The following is a 15,727-nucleotide window of genomic DNA, read 5'->3' as shown; positions in this document are numbered from 1 at the left end:
AGGAGGGTGGTGCTTAACAATCGAGATAATGAGGGGCAGATGTCCGGATTGGTATTGAACGATGTCACCAAGCGGTTTGGGACATTCGCTGCGGTCGAGAACGTGCGTCTTTCGGTTCCGCATGGCACATTCGTGTGCCTGCTCGGGCCTTCAGGTTGCGGCAAGACGACCTTGCTGCGCATGATTGCCGGCCTTGAGGACCCGACCAATGGCGCCATTCTCCTCGACGGAGCCGACATCACCAATGTGCCGACCCATAAGCGCAATCTCGGGATGGTGTTTCAATCGCTCGCGCTTTTTCCGCATCTGACTGTCGGGGAAAACATTGCTTATCCGCTTCGCATCCGCGGTAAGCCACGCGAGGAACAGAAGAAGCGCGTCGATGAATTGCTGTCTCTCATCCATCTGCCTGGTTATGAAGACCGTCCCGTCTCGAAGCTCTCGGGTGGCCAGCGCCAGCGCGTCGCGATCGCACGGGCGCTCGCGCTGTCGCCGCGCCTGTTCCTGCTCGACGAGCCGCTGTCGGCGCTCGACGCCAAGCTGCGTGAGGCGATGCAGGTGGAGCTGCGCCAGTTGCAGCAGAAACTTGGCATCACCACCATTGTCGTTACCCACGACCAGCGCGAAGCCATGACCATGGCCGATACGGTCGTCGTCATGAACGGCGGACACATCAGGCAGGCCGCCTCCCCCGTCGAGATCTATCGCAAACCTGCCGATACGTTCGTCGCCGATTTCATCGGATCAACCAATCTGATCGAGACCGCCGCCGACAGTTCGGGAGCGGCTACGATCTTCGGACACCGTGTGCAAGGTCTGGCCCTGCCAGCGGGCACGCAGCGTGCAACGATATCGGTGCGTCCTGAAGACGTGCATCTGACAGCTCCCGGCAGCGGAGCGATCGACGGTACGGTGACCTTCGTTCGCGATCTCGGCGGCACGATCGAAACCTTCGTCGACGCGGGCGGACAGCAGATCATCGCCGTCTCCACGCCGCGCGAACGGCCCGATGTCGCCGCCGGCCAGAAGGTGGGCATAACGCTTTCGCCGGATGTATGCGTGGTGCTCAAGCAATGAAGCGGGAACGGCCCCAATCCATCGCCGATTACGGCCCGCTATTCTTTCCGGCGGGCATGCTACTCATTTTCTTCGTCGTTCCGTTCGGCACCATGATCACGGTCAGCTTCTTCCAGCGTCAGGAGGGCGGCTTCTATACGCCGGCGTTCGTGCTTTCCAATTATGAGCGGTTCCTGACGCCCTTCTTCGGCGGGGTCCTCAGCTTCTCCCTGATGCTCGCCGTTACCGTCGCCATCTGTTGCGTCGTTCTGGCCCTGCCGTTCACTTATCTTCTCTCGCGGCTTTCGCGTCGTCTGCAGGTCTTTTGGCTGGTCGCGCTGCTTTCGATACTGTCTCTTTCAGAGGTTATCATCGGTTTTGCGTGGTCGACGCTCCTGTCGCGGACGGGTGGGCTCAGCAATCTCCTCGTCGCAGTTGGCTTGCTCAACCAGCCCGTCGCCTTGTTCCCGAGTTTTGGCGCCGTGCTCACCGGCATGATCTACCAGGCCTTGCCCTATACGATCCTCGTTCTCTATCCCGCGATTGTGCGCCTTGATCCCACCTTAATGGAAGCAGCACGAACGCTTGGGTCTTCCCCGGTTCGCGCCTTTTTCAATGTGCTTGTGCCTGCGCTGCGCAATACAATCATGGCAACGCTGATCATGGTTTTCATCTTTGCGCTTGGCTCCTACCTGCTGCCGCAGATCCTGGGTCGTCCGCAGCACTGGACCCTTTCGGTGCTTATTACCGACCTGGCGATTTACCAGTCGAACATGCCGTTTGCGGCGGCAATGGCCGTGTTCCTGGTTCTCGTGACGCTTGGGCTCGTCGCGCTCACCCTGCTCGTTGGCCGCAAGGGAGAAAAGGCATGACCAACGCGTTGCGCCGTCTCTATTTCGTGCTGATAGGCCTCTTTCTGGCGATGCCGCTCATCGTTGTTGCCGGAGTGTCGGTCAATGCCAAGCAGACGCTTGCATTCCCGCCGCAAGGATTTTCGCTGAGCTGGTACGGCCAGATATTCACCAATCCCGAGTGGCGCAGCGCGCTCGTCGCCTCGGTTATTCTCGCGACCACCTCGGCAGCCCTTGCGGTGCTGATCGCCCTCCCCCTCTCATGGTTCCTGTGGCGGCGCATCGCGCCGTGGGCGAATATTTTCCAGGTTCTTGGAATAGCGCCCTTCACGCTGCCCCCTGTCATTACCGCGCTCGGTTTCCTGACGTTCTGGGCAACCACCGGCTTCTACGGTCAGGCGTGGACCGCGGTCATCGGCCATGCGATCTTCTTCGTCACGCTGCCGCTTGTGACCCTCTCGCTCGGCTTTTCCGCTATCGACCGGTCACTCGTTGAGGCGGCCGCCACGATGGGCGCCGACGACCGGACGATATTCCGCACAGTCGTCCTGCCGCTGATCCGCCCCTACCTGGTATCCGGCTATGCATTCGCGTTCGTCCTGTCACTGAACGAATATATCGTTGCCTATATGACGGTTGGTTTTACCCTCGAAACGTTGCCGATCAAAATCTTCAACGCGTTGCGCTATGGCTATACGCCGACCATGGCTTCGGTGACGATCCTGTTCGTCGCGACAGCGGCAGTGATTTTCTCGCTGGTGGCCAAATTCGGCGACTTGCCGAAACTGCTTGGCGCCATGGCTTCGGAGGAGAAATGATGCGGATCGCGGCATTGCAGATGCAGTCGGCTCCCGGTGACGTGGACACCAATCTTGCCCGGATCGAACAAGCCGCGCAGGAGGCCGGGCAAGGCGGTGCCGACCTGCTGGTCACACCTGAATTGTGCGTCACCGGCTATGGCGCTGGGGATATTATCAAGTCCCTCGCGGAACCGGCAACCGGCAGCCAGGTCAAAAGGCTTCAGAAGATTTCCACGGAAAGCGGAGTGGCCATCATCGCTGGATTTGCCGAACGCGATGGCGCTCACGTCTTCAACAGCGCGGCATTCGTCAATGGGGATGGCAAGCCCGCCATCTATCGCAAATCGCACCTTTACGGACCCTATGAGCGCAGCCTGTTTAAATCCGGAAACCCCGACAACTGTATCGTCGAGTTGGGGCGTCTCAAGTTGGGACTGCTCATCTGCTACGATGTCGAGTTTCCGGAAAATGTCCGCCGGTTGGCGCTCGCCGGCGCAGATGCGGTGCTCGTACCGACAGCGCTCCCGAGGGGACCGTCAGGCACGTTCATCACCGACCACATGATTCAGGTGCGTGCTTTCGAGAACCAGATTTTCGTCGCCTACGTCAATCATTTTGGGAATGATGGCCGCTTCACATTTGCCGGCCGCTCGCGTATCGCTGCGCCCGATGGCGGTCTGCTTGCGGAAGGCCCGGAGGACGCGGAAAGCATGATGTTTGCGGATATTGACCCCGGCGCGTTTTCAGCATCCATAGCCGACAATACCTACCTTGAAGATTTGGGATCAGCATGACCGATACAATCAAAACGGATGTTCTTGTCATTGGCGCGGGGATCGCCGGTATTGGCGTTGCCGCTGCCCTGGCTTCGACGCATCGCGTGACCGTGATCGAGCGTGAGGATCAACCGGGCTATCATTCCACCGGCCGGTCGGCGGCAATCTTTCTACCCAACTATGGCAACGACGTTATCCGGGGCCTTAATAAGGTGAGTGCCCCGCTGTTCGAAAATCGCGACACGAGCCTCTTCCCACAGCCGCTGCTTACGCCGCGCGGTTGCCTGACCGTGGCCGATGCGACGAACATTGCCGATCTTGAAAACTTTGCGCGCACCAGTGTCGGTGTCGAGATCATTTCTGTCGATCGTGCCGTTGAAATGGTGCCGATACTCAACGCAGACCATATTGCTGCAGCATGCTATCAGGCCGATGCCTGGGATATCGACGTCAATGCACTGCATCAGGGCTGGTTGCGCAAGGCCACATCTCTCGGGGTTGAAATCCATACCAGGTCCGAGGTCACCGGGGCGGAACGCATCGGCGACGAATGGCACGTTCAAGCCGGCGGCAAGACGTTCGTGGCCCAAACCATCGTCAATGCCTCGGGTGCATGGGCAGATCTGACGGCTGCGCTTTTTGGTGCAAAGCCGCTTGGCCTGACGCCGTTGCGCCGCAGCATCGCAGTGCTGCCCGCACCCGAAAACCACGATACCCGCGGTTGGCCCCTGGTGGATGACGTGAACGAAGCCTGGTATATGAAGCCGGACGGCGGACGGATGTTTGTTTCGCCCTGCGATGAAACACCAGTTGATCCGCACGACGCTTTCGCCGATGACATGGTGCTCGCGGAAGGTCTCTACCGTTTCGAGCAGGCGGTGACCGTGTCAGTCACGCGCGTGGAGCATAGTTGGGCGGGTTTGCGGACTTTCGCGCCCGACCGCACGCCCGTCGCCGGGTTTGACGCTGACGTCGAAGGTTTTTTCTGGCTTGCCGGACAAGGGGGCTATGGAATTCAGACGTCCCCTGCCCTGTCGGCTTTGGCGGCAGCGCTCATTCGCGGTGACGCGCCCGATGCCGAACTTGAACCGCTCCTGCCGAAATTATCGCCGGCGCGGTTTTCCTGATCAGCCGAGAAGCCGCTCCCCGGCAAAAACGCTGGATTGCGTTTTCACCTCGGACTTTATGAAATCGCTCAAGGCGCGGATACGGGGCGTGCTGACGATATCCTCGTGGCAGATCATCCAATAGTCCCGGTTGAGGTGCAGGTCTTTTGGCAGGACCGGCACCAGCTCGGGATATTTGCATGCGATGAAGTATGGCAGGATGCAGAGCCCGAAGCCCGAACGGGTGGCGCTGAGTTGCGCGAAAATACTCGAGCTTTGATAGGCTGGATGGAGACCAGGCAGGATCTCGCGCATGTAGTCGAGGCCCGGCGTGAAGATCATGTCCTCGATGTAACCGATAAAGCGATGATTGGAGAGGTCCGACTGCTCGCCGATTGGCGAATGGCGCGCCAGATAATCCCGCGATCCATAAATGAACAGTCGATAAGGCGTCAGCTTTTCCTGGAAATATGGCCCGGTTCGTGTCGCATGAAGCGTGATCGACAGGTCCGCATCGCGGCGCGACAGCGACACGATCTGCTGGATAGTTACCATTTCAATGGAAAGGCCGGGATAGGACTGCGCCATGCGCGGCATGCGATCGGCCAGGAAGAAGTTGGCAAACCCTTCCAGGATGCTGAGGCGGACAACCCCGGTCAGCGAGACCGTCCCCTCCGAGGCTTCGTTTTGAAAACGGTCGGCTTCCCGCTCCATGATCTCGGCCGACTCCACAAGTTTTTCTCCGAGCGCCGTCAGTACATAGCCACGAGGATTGCGTTCGAATAAACGCGCAGACAGCGATTCCTCTAGCCTGTCGATCCGCCGCGAAACCGTCACATGATTGGTGCGCAGGCGGCGCGCGGCCGTCGTCAATTGACCGGTGCGAGCGACGGCAAGGAAATACTGGAGATCGTCCCAAGTGAACTGGCGCAAAAACGGCCCTTTATGGGTCTGTACATTTTTGTACTTATTCTGTGCAAAAATAGGTGTTTGTGTACCTATTTGTCAATGTTACAGTTTTTTCAAACGCGTGGTTGCCGGTCGGGAGAAACAAGGCAATCATAAGACGAATTTTGTCCGCCCCTTGGGGCGGATTGAGGAGGAACCAGAACCAAGGAACGCGGAACTATCCGCGCGTATTCCCTGGGCATTTTCATTGAACCATTCGGCGCGCAGCAGTCCATCACCCGATGATCCTGTGAGCGTACAATCTTTGGGAGGAGTTACGAATGAGACTTTTGGCAATTGCAACAGCAGCTCTGATGGCCGCAACAGTCATCCCCGCGGCCAGCGCCGAGATATCGGACGGCAAGGTCAAGATCGGTATTCTTAACGACCAGTCGGGCGTTTACGCTGATTTTGGTGGCAAGTGGTCGTTTGAAGCCGCAAAGATGGCGGCCGAAGATTTTGGCGGCAAAGTGCTCGACGCACCGATCGAAGTCATTTCCGCAGACCATCAGAACAAGCCTGACATTGCCTCCAATATCGCGCGCCAATGGTATGACACCGAGCAGGTCGATACGATCATGGAGCTGACCACCTCCTCGGTGGCGCTGGCCGTGCAGGGCATCTCCAAGGAAAAGAAGAAAATCGATCTCGTAACCGGGGCAGCGACGGCGGAACTCACAGGCAAGCAATGCTCGCCTTATGGATTCCATTGGGCCTATGATACGCACGCGCTTGCTGTCGGTACTGGTGGCGCCCTCGTGGCGCAGGGCGGCGATACCTGGTTCTTTCTCACCGCCGACTATGCCTTTGGCTATTCGCTGGAAGAACAGACGAGCAAGTTCGTAACGTCGAAGGGCGGCAAGATTGTCGGCTCAGTGCGCCACCCCTTGGCGACGACCGATTATTCGTCCTTCCTGTTGCAGGCACAATCCTCGGGCGCAAAGGTCATCGGCCTTGCCAATGCCGGTCTTGATACGGCCAATGCCATCAAGCAGGCGGCTGAATTCGGCATCGTTTCCGGAGGTCAGCGCCTAGCGGCGCTTCTCTTCACCCTTGCCGAAGTACACGGTCTCGGTCTTGAAGCCGCACAGGGGCTGACGCTGACGGAGAGCTTCTATTGGGACCGCGACGATCAATCGCGTGAGTTCGGCCAGAAATTCTTCAAGCGGACCGGCCGTATGCCAAACATGATCCAGGCCGCGACCTATTCGGGCGTAACGCAATATTTGAAGGCCATTCAGAAGGCTGGCACAGACGACACGGAAAAGGTGGCGGCCGCGATGCATGAAATGCCGGTTGATGACGTCTTTGGCCGAGGCGCAAAGGTCGGACCGAACGGGCGCCTCTTCAGCGACGTCTACCTGATGGAAGTCAAGAAGCCGGATGAGAGCAAGGCACCCTGGGACTACTACAAGGTACTTGCAACCGTTCCGGGAGCCGAAGCCTACATCAAGCCGGAAGAGAGCGGCTGCCCGCTGGTCAAATAACGCATGACCGCAACCCAGACCAATCCGGCGGGCGGGAGAGGAACCTCCTCTCCCCTCGCTGACCAACGACAAGGACCGTCGGTTGTCCTGTCGGCGCGTGGCCTGCGTCGCGACTTTGGCGGCTTCATCGCCGTAAACAATGTCGATCTCGACGTTCACCATGCGCGCGTGCACGCGCTGATTGGGCCGAATGGCGCGGGCAAGACGACGGTTTTCAACCTTCTCACCAAATTCTTGCAACCATCCAGCGGGACGATCACGCTGCTTGGCAACGACATTACAAAGACCAACCCTGCCAAGGTCGCGCGCATGGGGCTGGTCCGCTCGTTTCAAATCTCCGCCGTTTTTCCGCATCTGAGCGTGCTTGATAATGTCCGCGTCGCGCTGCAACGGCCCAGCGGCCTATCGACGCAATTCTGGCTGCCGATGACATCGCTCAACCGGCTCAACGAGCGGGCGCTCGAATTGATCGAGGCCGTCGGTCTTACGGACGCCCGCAACAGCCCGGCGGCGGATCTCTCCTATGGCCGCAAGCGCGTGCTCGAAATTGCCACGACGCTAGCGCTTGATCCCAAGGTTCTCCTGCTCGACGAGCCGATGGCCGGCATGGGGCATGAAGATGTTCATACCGTTTCGGACATTATTCGCGAGGTCGCCAAGGATCGCGCCATCCTGATGGTCGAACATAATCTCAAGGTGGTCGCCGACCTTTGTCATCAGGTCACGGTTCTGCAGCGAGGCGAGATTCTGACGTCGGGTGATTATCGCACCGTCAGTCAAGACGAGCGTGTCCGGGTGGCCTATATGGGGACCGAACATGACTAAGCCGCTTCTGGCCGTGCGCGATCTCAATGCCTGGTATGGCGAAGGCCATGCTCTCCATGGCGTCGATCTCGATATCGACGAAGGCGAAACGGTGACGTTGCTTGGGCGCAACGGCGTCGGCAAGACGACGACGCTGCGCTCCATCATGGGTATCATTCGCAAGCGCACCGGCACCATCATGTTCGATGGCAAGGATATGTTGCGCGTGCCACTGCATCGCACCGCCCATGCCGGCATTGGCTTCGTACCGGAAGAGCGCGGCATCTTTGCCACGCTTTCCGTCGACGAGAATCTGAACCTTCCGCCTGTGGTTGCCAAGGGCGGGATGTCGATCAACGAGATCTATGAACTCTTCCCCAACCTCAAGGAGCGGCGCAACAGCCCCGGCACCAAGCTTTCCGGCGGCGAACAGCAAATGCTGGCGATTGCCCGCATCCTGCGGACCGGTGTCAAACTGTTGCTCCTCGACGAGCCGACAGAAGGCCTCGCGCCGGTTATCGTACAGCGCATTGGCGAGGTGCTTGTAACGCTCAAGCAGCGCGGCATGACGATCCTTCTTGTGGAACAGAATTTTCGTTTTGCCAGCAAGGTGGCCGACCGATTCTACGTGGTCGATCATGGCAGGATCATCGACAACTTTCATGTCAGCGAACTTACCGGCCGCATGTCGATGCTCAACGAAGCTTTGGGAGTCTGACGATGACCATGATATTCGGCGTTCCTCTCCAGGCGTTCCTCGGGCAATTGCTGATCGGGCTGATCAATGGCTCTTTTTATGCCATGTTGAGCCTCGGCCTTGCGATCATTTTCGGGCTGCTTCGCGTCATCAATTTCGCTCATGGCGCCCAATATATGCTGGGTGCTTTTATTGGTTATCTGCTCCTGGCCAAGCTTGGCATCGGCTACTGGCCGGCTTTGATCCTTGCGCCCCTGGCCGTCGGCCTCGCGGGAGCGTTCATTGAACGGGTTGCCCTGTCGCGCCTATATAATCTCGACCATCTCTATGGCCTGTTGTTCACGTTCGGCCTCGCGCTCGTGATCGAAGGCACCTTCCGCTATTATTTTGGCGCCGCGGGACAGCCCTATGCGGTGCCGAATGCTCTGGCTGGCGGCGTCAACCTCGGCTTCATGTTCCTGCCGAAATATCGTGCGTGGGTGGTCGTTGCATCGCTCGTCGTCTGTCTAGGCACCTGGCTCCTGATCGAGAAGACTCGCCTTGGCGCGTACTTGCGTGCAGCGACGGAAAATCCGACGCTTGTCCGGGCCTTTGGCATCAATGTGCCTTTGCTGCTCACGTTTACCTATGGCCTTGGGGCCGCACTCGCCGGGCTCGCGGGAATCCTCGCGGCGCCGATCTATCAGGTCAGCCCGCTGATGGGCTCGAACATCATCATCATCGTTTTCGCGGTCGTGGTGGTCGGGGGCATGGGGTCGATACTCGGGGCGATCGTGACCGGTTATATGCTTGGCATTTTTGAGGGGTTGACGAAGGTCTTCTATCCGGAAGCATCGAGCATCGTCATCTTCGTCATCATGGCAATCGTGCTGCTTGTGCGCCCTGCGGGGCTGTTCGGTAAGGAGGCGTGAGATGAGCGAAGCTGCCCTATCCGCGCCAAAGGCGCGCCTCAACCGCGAAACGGTTCTGATACTGATCGGCGTGGCCCTTTTGGTATTTGCGCCGTTTCATGTCTATCCCGTGTTCCTGATGAAGGTCCTCTGTTTCGCGCTCTTCGCCTGTGCGTTCAATTTGCTCCTTGGCTATACCGGCATCCTTTCCTTTGGCCACGCAGCATTTTTTGGCGGCGCTGCCTATTTTACCGCCCACGCGGTCAAGGAATGGGGCTTTTCACCGGAGCTCGGCATTCTCACCGGTGTCGCCGGTGCGACCGCCCTCGGCCTCGTCATCGGCTTTCTTGCGATCCGTCGTCAGGGCATATACTCCACGATGATTACGCTCGCGATGGCGCAGATGTTTGCCTTCTTCTGTTTGCAGGCGTCCTTCACCCACGGCGAAGACGGCATTCAGGGAGTGCCACGAGGGTATCTCTTCGGGTTTATCGATCTCGAACAACCGCTTAACATGTATTTCTTCGTGCTTGGCGTGTTTCTGATTGGGATGTTCATGATCTGGCGCATCATCAATTCGCCCTTCGGCATGATCCTCAAATCCGTGCGCGAAAATGAAAACCGCGCCATATCGCTCGGCTATTCGGTCTCGCGCTACAAGCTCGCCGCCTTTGTGATGTCCGCGGCGTTGACAGGCCTTGCCGGTGGTCTCAAGGCAATTGTCTTCCAGTTCGCCACACTGACGGATGTAAGCTGGCAAATGTCGGGTGAAGTCGTGCTCATGACATTGCTGGGTGGCATTGGTACTCTCGTCGGGCCCATCTTCGGCGCCGCACTCATAGCGACGCTGGAGAACTACCTTGCAACCTCCGAGTTTCCAGTGACGGTCATCACCGGCATCATCTTCATGGTTTGCGTCCTCGTTTTCCGCCGCGGCATCATTGGCGAACTCTATGCCTCGCGCCTCGGAAGGATGCTTGCGAGCAAACTCGAGAACTGATCAGAATGTACGGAACCTATGATTACATCATCGTCGGTGCCGGAACGGCGGGTTGCACGCTCGCCAATCGCCTGTCGGCAGATCGCAACGTTTCGGTTCTACTCCTCGAGGCCGGCGGTAAGGACAATTACCCCTGGATACATATTCCGGTTGGCTACCTTTACTGCATTTCCAACCCCCGGACGGATTGGTGTTTCTCAACTGAAGCTGAGCCGGGGCTGAATGGACGAATACTGAACTATCCGCGCGGAAAGGTCCTTGGCGGCTGCTCCTCGATCAACGGCATGATCTACATGCGCGGGCAGGCGCGCGATTACGATCTTTGGCGGCAGGACGGGTGCACCGGCTGGGGATGGGACGACGTGCTGCCCTATTTCAGGAAGTCGGAAGACTATTATCGGGGCGCTGATGAATTCCATGGTGCCGGAGGCGAGTGGCGGGTCGAGGAAGCGCGCCTCCATTGGGATATTCTCGATGCGTTTCGCGACGCCGCTGAGGCGGCGGGCATTCCGCGCACCGACGATTTTAATCGAGGCAACAATGAAGGGTCGTCCTATTTCAAGGTGAACCAGAAACGCGGTATCCGGTGGAATACCGCGAAGGCGTTTTTGCGCCCTGCCCTCAAGCGGCCGAACCTCACCGTGGCGACCGGCGCGCATGTGCGCAGACTGGTTCTCGATGGGCTCGAAGTCCAAGGCGTCGAGTTCGATCAGGAGGGCACGGCCAGGACCGTGGATTGCCGCCGCGAAGTCATTCTCGCCGCAGGCGCAGTCGGCTCTCCGCATATTCTGGAGCTTTCCGGTATCGGGCGGGGCGAAGCCCTCCAGGCGGCTGGTATCGAGACGGTGCTCGATCGGCGTAGCGTGGGCGAAAACCTGCAGGATCATTTGCAGTTGCGTTGCGCCTACAAAGTGACCGGGATTCCGACACTCAACGAGAAAGCCAACCGCTTGCTGGGCAAGGCTTCGATTGCACTGGAATATCTGCTGAGACAGTCAGGTCCCATGTCGATGGCGCCAAGCCAGCTCGGCGTGTTCACGCGTTCGGATCCGTCTTTTGACATGCCGAACTTGCAATATCACGTGCAACCGCTTTCATTGGAGAAGTTCGGTGAGAACGTGCACGCATTTCCGGCTTTTACCGCAAGTGTATGCAATCTCCGCCCTGAAAGCCGAGGGACCGTGCACGTGAAGTCGCCGGACCACCGGATGCAGCCCGCCATTCGACCCAACTACATGATGACGCCGGGTGATCGTCATGTGGCTGCCGATTCGATCCGCATCACCCGCAACATTGTGGCGCAGAAACCATTGCAACGGTTTCAGCCGGAGGAATTCAAGCCCGGACCCTCCTATCAGACGGAAGAAGAATTGATTGAAGCTGCCGGTGCGGTCGGCACGACAATCTTTCACCCGGTCGGGACGTGCCGGATGGGCGCGGATGAAGCCTCGGTGGTCGATCCGCAATTGCGGGTCCGTGGCATCAAGGGGCTGCGGGTGGCGGACGCATCGATAATGCCGACAATCACCTCAGGCAATACCAATTCGCCGACAATCATGATTGCGGAAAAGGCTGCGGAAATGATCGTGCGCGGTTAGCGGATCAGAAACGGTACGGTGAAGCTTTGGCGCGATACTGTGACATCGGCGGGAGCGGATGGTACTGGTGATGCCCGGCGTACGGCATCGAGAACGCCCTGGTCGAGCGTCGGATTGCCAGAACTGCCAACGATGCGAGCGGAAACAATATCGCCGTCCCGCGTGACGGTAAAGCTGACGCGAACCGTTCCCTCGCCCGATGTGCGGGCGCTGCGGGCGCGGCGGATAAGATAGGCCTGGACCCGTGAACTCCACTTTTCCGCCTGCCGCGCCGACGCTGCGCTGGAAGCTGCAGGCTGCGGCTGCTGCACTGCCTGACGGGGCGTTTCAGCCTCGGTCCTTGCAACCGCCGTCTTCGGTTCCGGCCTGCGGACGGCCTTCTTCTTTGGCGTGTCAGGCTTTTCCGGCTCTGGGCGGACGACGGGTAAAGGCACGTCGACATTGGGAAGTTCCACGACTCCCTCGGCCTGTTCCTGCACTGGTTCGGGCGTCACCTCCTCTACGGGCTCTGCCTCTTCAACCGGCGTTACCTGCTCTTCCGGTTCCGGCTGGACTTCGGGCAGAGCTTCGGGCGATACGGCCTCCTGCTCGACCGCCTCGGGCTCTGTCGGTTCGGGGTCGATTGGTTGCGCATCCCGTGCAACCGGCTCAGGCACGATCGGCGCAGGCAGTGGCTCCATGTCGATGATGATGGCGTTCGCGATATCGCCTGCGGGTGCAGCGCTTTGTCGGCTTTGTAAATACCAGGCTCCGCCCGCGTGGAGCGCGACAACGACCAGTCCGGCTGCTGACCAGAGACCAACTTCGCGCCAATCAAGACGCGGGCCCCCTCCCCCGGCGGTGGCAGACCCGTTGGACATCACTGCGCGCTTTCACCTTTGGGAGCCAGAGGTGCGCTTTCAAGTCCCACCAACGCAATCTTGAGGTAACCATGGTCCCGCAGCGCGTTCATCAGGTCCATGAGCGAACCGTAGTCGACCGCCTTGTCGGCGCGCAGGAAGATTCGCGTTTCCTTGTTGCCGGTTGTCTTCTGGTCGAGGAACTGGCCGAGGGAGTCGCGCGTCATCGTGTCGTTGCCGATGGCTATGGATTTATCGTCCTTCAAAGTCAGATAGACCGGCTGGTCTGGACGAGGCGCCGGCGTCGCCGTCGAGGCCGGCAGGTCGACATTGATGTCTACTGTCGCGAGGGGCGCCGCGACCATGAAGATGATCAGGAGCACCAGCATGACGTCGATGAATGGCGTCACGTTGATTTCGTGGTTTTCCTGAAGTTCGTCGTCGGAGACGTTGTGCCGGATGCCGCCTGCCATGGTCGTGCCGCCTATTCTGTCGCTGCGGCGCGCTTTGATGTTTGTGGAACGAGCGCATAATCGGCGTCGCGGCTGACGAGACGTTCGACGCCTGCCGATGCATCGGCAATCAATTGGCGGTAACCGGTAATCGATCGCGCAAACACATTATAGATCACAACCGCCGGAATGGCGGCGACAAGGCCGATCGCAGTTGCCAGCAGCGCTTCAGCAATGCCCGGAGCCACGATCGCAAGATTGGTTGTCTGCGATTCCGAGATGCCGATGAAAGAATTCATGATGCCCCAGACCGTCCCAAACAGGCCGACGAAGGGCGCAGTCGAACCGATCGTGGCGAGAACGCCAGTGCCACGGCTCATGCGCCGGCCGGCCTGCACCTCGATACGGGCAAGGCGCGAGGCAACGCGTTCCTTCAGACCGTCGGCGCCAGCATGTTCTCTCGCATCTGCAGACAGGCGGACTTCCTGGCGAGCGGCATTGACGAGTGCAGCCCCGGGCCCTCCCCTCCCCTCAAGCTCTTTTTCCGCGTCGCTCAATGTAGCTGCGTTGTTGATGATCTGGAGTGCGCGGTGAGCGCGAAGACGCGCGCCTGCAAGTTCGAGTGTCTTAGCGAGCCATACGGTCCAGGTGACAAGTGAAGCAAAGCCAAGCCCGATCATCACACCTTTGACGACCCAGTCGGCCGCCATGAACATGCCCCATGGTGAGAGATTGTGCGGCAAATTCCGCAGCGTGGCCTGCGGGGTTGGCGCCGGCGCATCCATCGGCATAACCGCGCCTGAAGGCGCAGGTGATATCGTTTGTGGCGGCGTGTTTGCAGCAGGGTTTGTTGTTTCCGGGGCGGGGGCCGATTGTTGCGCTGAGTTGGGTTCAGGAGGGGTTACCGTTTCCTGTCCGTGTGCCGTTCCGCAAACGGTAGCCGCGAATACGAGCGTGGCGAACAATGGGCCAACCGGCGACCATTGCATAAAACGTGCCTTCGAGATTTTATCGGCCTGTGTCTGCTTCATTAGCCGTTCCTTCAAATGTCGTGGAGAGCGGCTTATTATTTATGAGTAAAATAATCAACTATAATCTGGTGAATATTCCCATGCTAGATGATTCCCCATGCGCGGTAGCGCCCGCGGCCGGTCATCTCGCGCACGCCAAGTTCCGCGATGAGATTCAGGGCGCCGCGCTGGGACACCTTGAGTTCCTTGGCAATCAGAGCCGTCGAAACCATAGGAAGTGAAAGTACAAGATCGATCATCCCCGGGAGGCTGGAGGTGGAGCGGCGGTCTTTCAATTTGCGTTCCATCTGCATGCGGGCGAGTCCAAGCCGTTCGACATCCTTGAGACCGGTCGTTGAGGAGGTCTGGACTGCCTCCAGAAACGCGAGCAGGCGCGTTGTGCGGTCGCGTGCGCGGCGCCGCTCGCGCGGGACGGAACGCAGACCCGCATTTAAGACGGCCATGTGTGATTTTGTCTTGCCGCGCTCCCGCAACATGGCTGCAACGAGCATGGGACCAAGCCAATGCTGGTGCTGTAGCGGCTCGATCTGTTCCCACGCATCCCAGACCACAGCAGCCGCAAGCAGCGGCGGCAGGCCATGCGAACGTTCATACACCTTGAGCCAACGATCCAGTCGCGCATCTTCGTCCCAATCGGGATCATAAACGAGTGGGTCGCCGTCCGGGGTCACCGCCGAGGGAGGCGGTTCTGTCCCCTGCCTGGAGGGAGGATTCGGAAAAGCGGAATTTCCGGACTCTGCGAGAAGCCGCGTCGTGCGGTCCAGCAATGTATCGAGGCGGGCCAGACCGTCCTCAAATTCATTCTCGGCTTCGGTTTTCGCAAGGTCTGTAACCGGCTCCGCGCGATGAACTGGAACGGGCGTGAGCGGGGCCTCGCTAAGGGTGCGTCCACGCAGCGCGGCAATGCCTTTTGCGCTAAGGGCCCAGCCTGGGGCGTTGCCCGCGACCTGACGCCGGCAACGCAGGATCGCGTGTGCCTTGGTCAACTCGTGGGTAGGGGTTCGAATATCCATCCGGGCATCGTGAAGCACGAGGTCCTCGGTGTGGACGAGTTCACCAGCGAGCCATAAGGCATTGCATGCTTCGATAAAGTGAGAGCGGGTTATCCAGCCTTCGTTTTCCCGTAGCAGCCCTTCCCGCGTGCGGCGGCCACTGGGCTCGCCAAGGTCCCCTTTTCGGCCGAGCCGGTCATCAAGCCGAGCGAGAGCGTCTTCTGCCGCAACGAGCGGAGCAAGCAAATCCCAGGGTGAAAAATCAGCCGAATCGTAAACCATTGAAAACATGGTAAACGAAAGGTTAAGCGGAAGCTATATGAGCATTCGCTTCCAGCCGCGCGTTGCCGACCCGGCAAATGTTGAGGAGAGTGAATCAACGAGCTGGCGTAAGGCTTAG

15 protein-coding genes and 1 pseudogene are annotated in these 15,727 nt (G+C 59.1%); 11 read left to right on the top strand and 5 right to left on the bottom strand.

The window, feature by feature from the left end:
* Positions 1 to 39 precede the first annotated feature (39 nt).
* The 5 genes from BLR72_RS18825 to BLR72_RS18805 are packed head-to-tail and all read left to right on the top strand — an operon-like array spanning position 40 to position 4,610.
* Entirely contained in the window at positions 40 to 1,077 is a 1,038-nt protein-coding gene (locus BLR72_RS18825; RefSeq protein ID WP_091951016.1) for an ABC transporter ATP-binding protein, read from the top strand.
* Complete coding sequence (locus tag BLR72_RS18820; protein WP_091951014.1) at positions 1,074 to 1,928, top strand: ABC transporter permease; 855 nt, start codon at positions 1,074 to 1,076, stop codon at positions 1,926 to 1,928. The genes BLR72_RS18825 and BLR72_RS18820 overlap by 4 nt, the downstream gene beginning before the upstream one ends.
* Entirely contained in the window at positions 1,925 to 2,725 is an 801-nt protein-coding gene (locus BLR72_RS18815; RefSeq protein WP_027232175.1) for an ABC transporter permease, read from the top strand. Before BLR72_RS18820 ends, BLR72_RS18815 begins: the two co-directional genes overlap by 4 nt.
* Positions 2,722 to 3,501, top strand: a complete 780-nt coding sequence (locus tag BLR72_RS18810) for a carbon-nitrogen hydrolase family protein (RefSeq protein WP_091951012.1) — start codon at positions 2,722 to 2,724, stop codon at positions 3,499 to 3,501. The genes BLR72_RS18815 and BLR72_RS18810 overlap by 4 nt, the downstream gene beginning before the upstream one ends.
* Positions 3,498 to 4,610, top strand: a complete 1,113-nt coding sequence (locus BLR72_RS18805) for an NAD(P)/FAD-dependent oxidoreductase (protein WP_091951010.1) — start codon at positions 3,498 to 3,500, stop codon at positions 4,608 to 4,610. Before BLR72_RS18810 ends, BLR72_RS18805 begins: the two co-directional genes overlap by 4 nt.
* On the opposite strand, the gene BLR72_RS18800 is transcribed toward BLR72_RS18805, so the two are convergent.
* Positions 4,611 to 5,522: a LysR family transcriptional regulator gene (locus tag BLR72_RS18800; protein WP_091951008.1), complete on the bottom strand. Its 912-nt coding sequence runs from the start codon at positions 5,520 to 5,522 to the stop codon at positions 4,611 to 4,613. It lies immediately after the preceding gene.
* A gap of 296 nt (positions 5,523 to 5,818) precedes the next feature.
* Here BLR72_RS18800 and BLR72_RS18795 point away from each other — a divergent pair, with 296 nt between their 5' ends.
* The 6 genes from BLR72_RS18795 to BLR72_RS18770 are packed head-to-tail and all read left to right on the top strand — an operon-like array spanning position 5,819 to position 12,013.
* Entirely contained in the window at positions 5,819 to 7,024 is a 1,206-nt protein-coding gene (locus BLR72_RS18795) for an ABC transporter substrate-binding protein (RefSeq protein WP_091951006.1), read from the top strand.
* Between the two features lie 3 nt (positions 7,025 to 7,027).
* The gene (locus BLR72_RS18790) at positions 7,028 to 7,849 is read left to right on the top strand and encodes an ABC transporter ATP-binding protein (RefSeq protein ID WP_210183740.1); all 822 of its coding nucleotides are present in this window, start codon (positions 7,028 to 7,030) and stop codon (positions 7,847 to 7,849) included.
* The gene (locus BLR72_RS18785; protein WP_091951004.1) at positions 7,842 to 8,546 is read left to right on the top strand and encodes an ABC transporter ATP-binding protein; all 705 of its coding nucleotides are present in this window, start codon (positions 7,842 to 7,844) and stop codon (positions 8,544 to 8,546) included. Before BLR72_RS18790 ends, BLR72_RS18785 begins: the two co-directional genes overlap by 8 nt.
* Before the next feature lie 2 nt (positions 8,547 to 8,548).
* Positions 8,549 to 9,436: a branched-chain amino acid ABC transporter permease gene (locus BLR72_RS18780; protein ID WP_091951002.1), complete on the top strand. Its 888-nt coding sequence runs from the start codon at positions 8,549 to 8,551 to the stop codon at positions 9,434 to 9,436.
* 1 nt (position 9,437) lies between these two features.
* Positions 9,438 to 10,415 carry a branched-chain amino acid ABC transporter permease gene (locus tag BLR72_RS18775; protein ID WP_091951000.1) on the top strand — a complete coding sequence of 326 codons (978 nt, stop codon included), beginning with the start codon at positions 9,438 to 9,440 and terminating at the stop codon, positions 10,413 to 10,415.
* A 5-nt stretch (positions 10,416 to 10,420) separates the two neighbouring features.
* Positions 10,421 to 12,013 carry a GMC family oxidoreductase gene (locus BLR72_RS18770; RefSeq protein ID WP_091950998.1) on the top strand — a complete coding sequence of 531 codons (1,593 nt, stop codon included), beginning with the start codon at positions 10,421 to 10,423 and terminating at the stop codon, positions 12,011 to 12,013.
* Here BLR72_RS18770 and BLR72_RS18765 read toward each other — a convergent pair.
* The 4 genes and pseudogenes from BLR72_RS18765 to BLR72_RS18750 form a co-directional block, all read right to left on the bottom strand.
* Positions 12,010 to 12,873: a TonB family protein gene (locus BLR72_RS18765; protein ID WP_091950996.1), complete on the bottom strand. Its 864-nt coding sequence runs from the start codon at positions 12,871 to 12,873 to the stop codon at positions 12,010 to 12,012. The two genes, BLR72_RS18770 and BLR72_RS18765, sit on opposite strands and share 4 nt — an antisense overlap.
* Positions 12,873 to 13,325 (bottom strand): TonB system transport protein ExbD, encoded by a 453-nt coding sequence (gene exbD, locus BLR72_RS18760; protein WP_027232164.1) that lies wholly within the window; start codon positions 13,323 to 13,325, stop codon positions 12,873 to 12,875. Before exbD ends, BLR72_RS18765 begins: the two co-directional genes overlap by 1 nt.
* 11 nt (positions 13,326 to 13,336) lie before the next feature.
* Positions 13,337 to 14,050: pseudogene (gene exbB, locus BLR72_RS18755) on the bottom strand (tonB-system energizer ExbB); the annotation flags it as partial.
* Between the two features lie 368 nt (positions 14,051 to 14,418).
* The gene (locus BLR72_RS18750; RefSeq protein WP_091951296.1) at positions 14,419 to 15,609 is read right to left on the bottom strand and encodes an RHE_PE00001 family protein; all 1,191 of its coding nucleotides are present in this window, start codon (positions 15,607 to 15,609) and stop codon (positions 14,419 to 14,421) included.
* Between the last annotated feature and the right edge of the window lie 118 nt (positions 15,610 to 15,727).

This window comes from Phyllobacterium sp. YR620, assembly GCF_900104165.1.
Lineage (GTDB): Bacteria > Pseudomonadota > Alphaproteobacteria > Rhizobiales > Rhizobiaceae > Phyllobacterium > Phyllobacterium pellucidum.
This window is presented reverse-complemented; position numbering and strand designations above follow the sequence as displayed.

Bases quoted from the DNA above. Each gene is read 5' to 3' on its own strand.
- BLR72_RS18825 (WP_091951016.1), top strand. From the start codon at position 40: ATGTCCGGATTGGTATTGAACGATGTCACCAAGCGGTTTGGGACATTC.
- BLR72_RS18820 (WP_091951014.1), top strand. From the start codon at position 1,074: ATGAAGCGGGAACGGCCCCAATCCATCGCCGATTACGGCCCGCTATTC.
- BLR72_RS18815 (WP_027232175.1), top strand. From the start codon at position 1,925: ATGACCAACGCGTTGCGCCGTCTCTATTTCGTGCTGATAGGCCTCTTT.
- BLR72_RS18810 (WP_091951012.1), top strand. From the start codon at position 2,722: ATGATGCGGATCGCGGCATTGCAGATGCAGTCGGCTCCCGGTGACGTG.
- BLR72_RS18805 (WP_091951010.1), top strand. From the start codon at position 3,498: ATGACCGATACAATCAAAACGGATGTTCTTGTCATTGGCGCGGGGATC.
- BLR72_RS18795 (WP_091951006.1), top strand. From the start codon at position 5,819: ATGAGACTTTTGGCAATTGCAACAGCAGCTCTGATGGCCGCAACAGTC.
- BLR72_RS18790 (WP_210183740.1), top strand. From the start codon at position 7,028: ATGACCGCAACCCAGACCAATCCGGCGGGCGGGAGAGGAACCTCCTCT.
- BLR72_RS18785 (WP_091951004.1), top strand. From the start codon at position 7,842: ATGACTAAGCCGCTTCTGGCCGTGCGCGATCTCAATGCCTGGTATGGC.
- BLR72_RS18780 (WP_091951002.1), top strand. From the start codon at position 8,549: ATGACCATGATATTCGGCGTTCCTCTCCAGGCGTTCCTCGGGCAATTG.
- BLR72_RS18775 (WP_091951000.1), top strand. From the start codon at position 9,438: ATGAGCGAAGCTGCCCTATCCGCGCCAAAGGCGCGCCTCAACCGCGAA.
- BLR72_RS18770 (WP_091950998.1), top strand. From the start codon at position 10,421: ATGTACGGAACCTATGATTACATCATCGTCGGTGCCGGAACGGCGGGT.
- BLR72_RS18765 (WP_091950996.1), bottom strand. From the start codon at position 12,873: ATGTCCAACGGGTCTGCCACCGCCGGGGGAGGGGGCCCGCGTCTTGAT.
- exbD (WP_027232164.1), bottom strand. From the start codon at position 13,325: ATGGCAGGCGGCATCCGGCACAACGTCTCCGACGACGAACTTCAGGAA.
- BLR72_RS18750 (WP_091951296.1), bottom strand. From the start codon at position 15,609: ATGGTTTACGATTCGGCTGATTTTTCACCCTGGGATTTGCTTGCTCCG.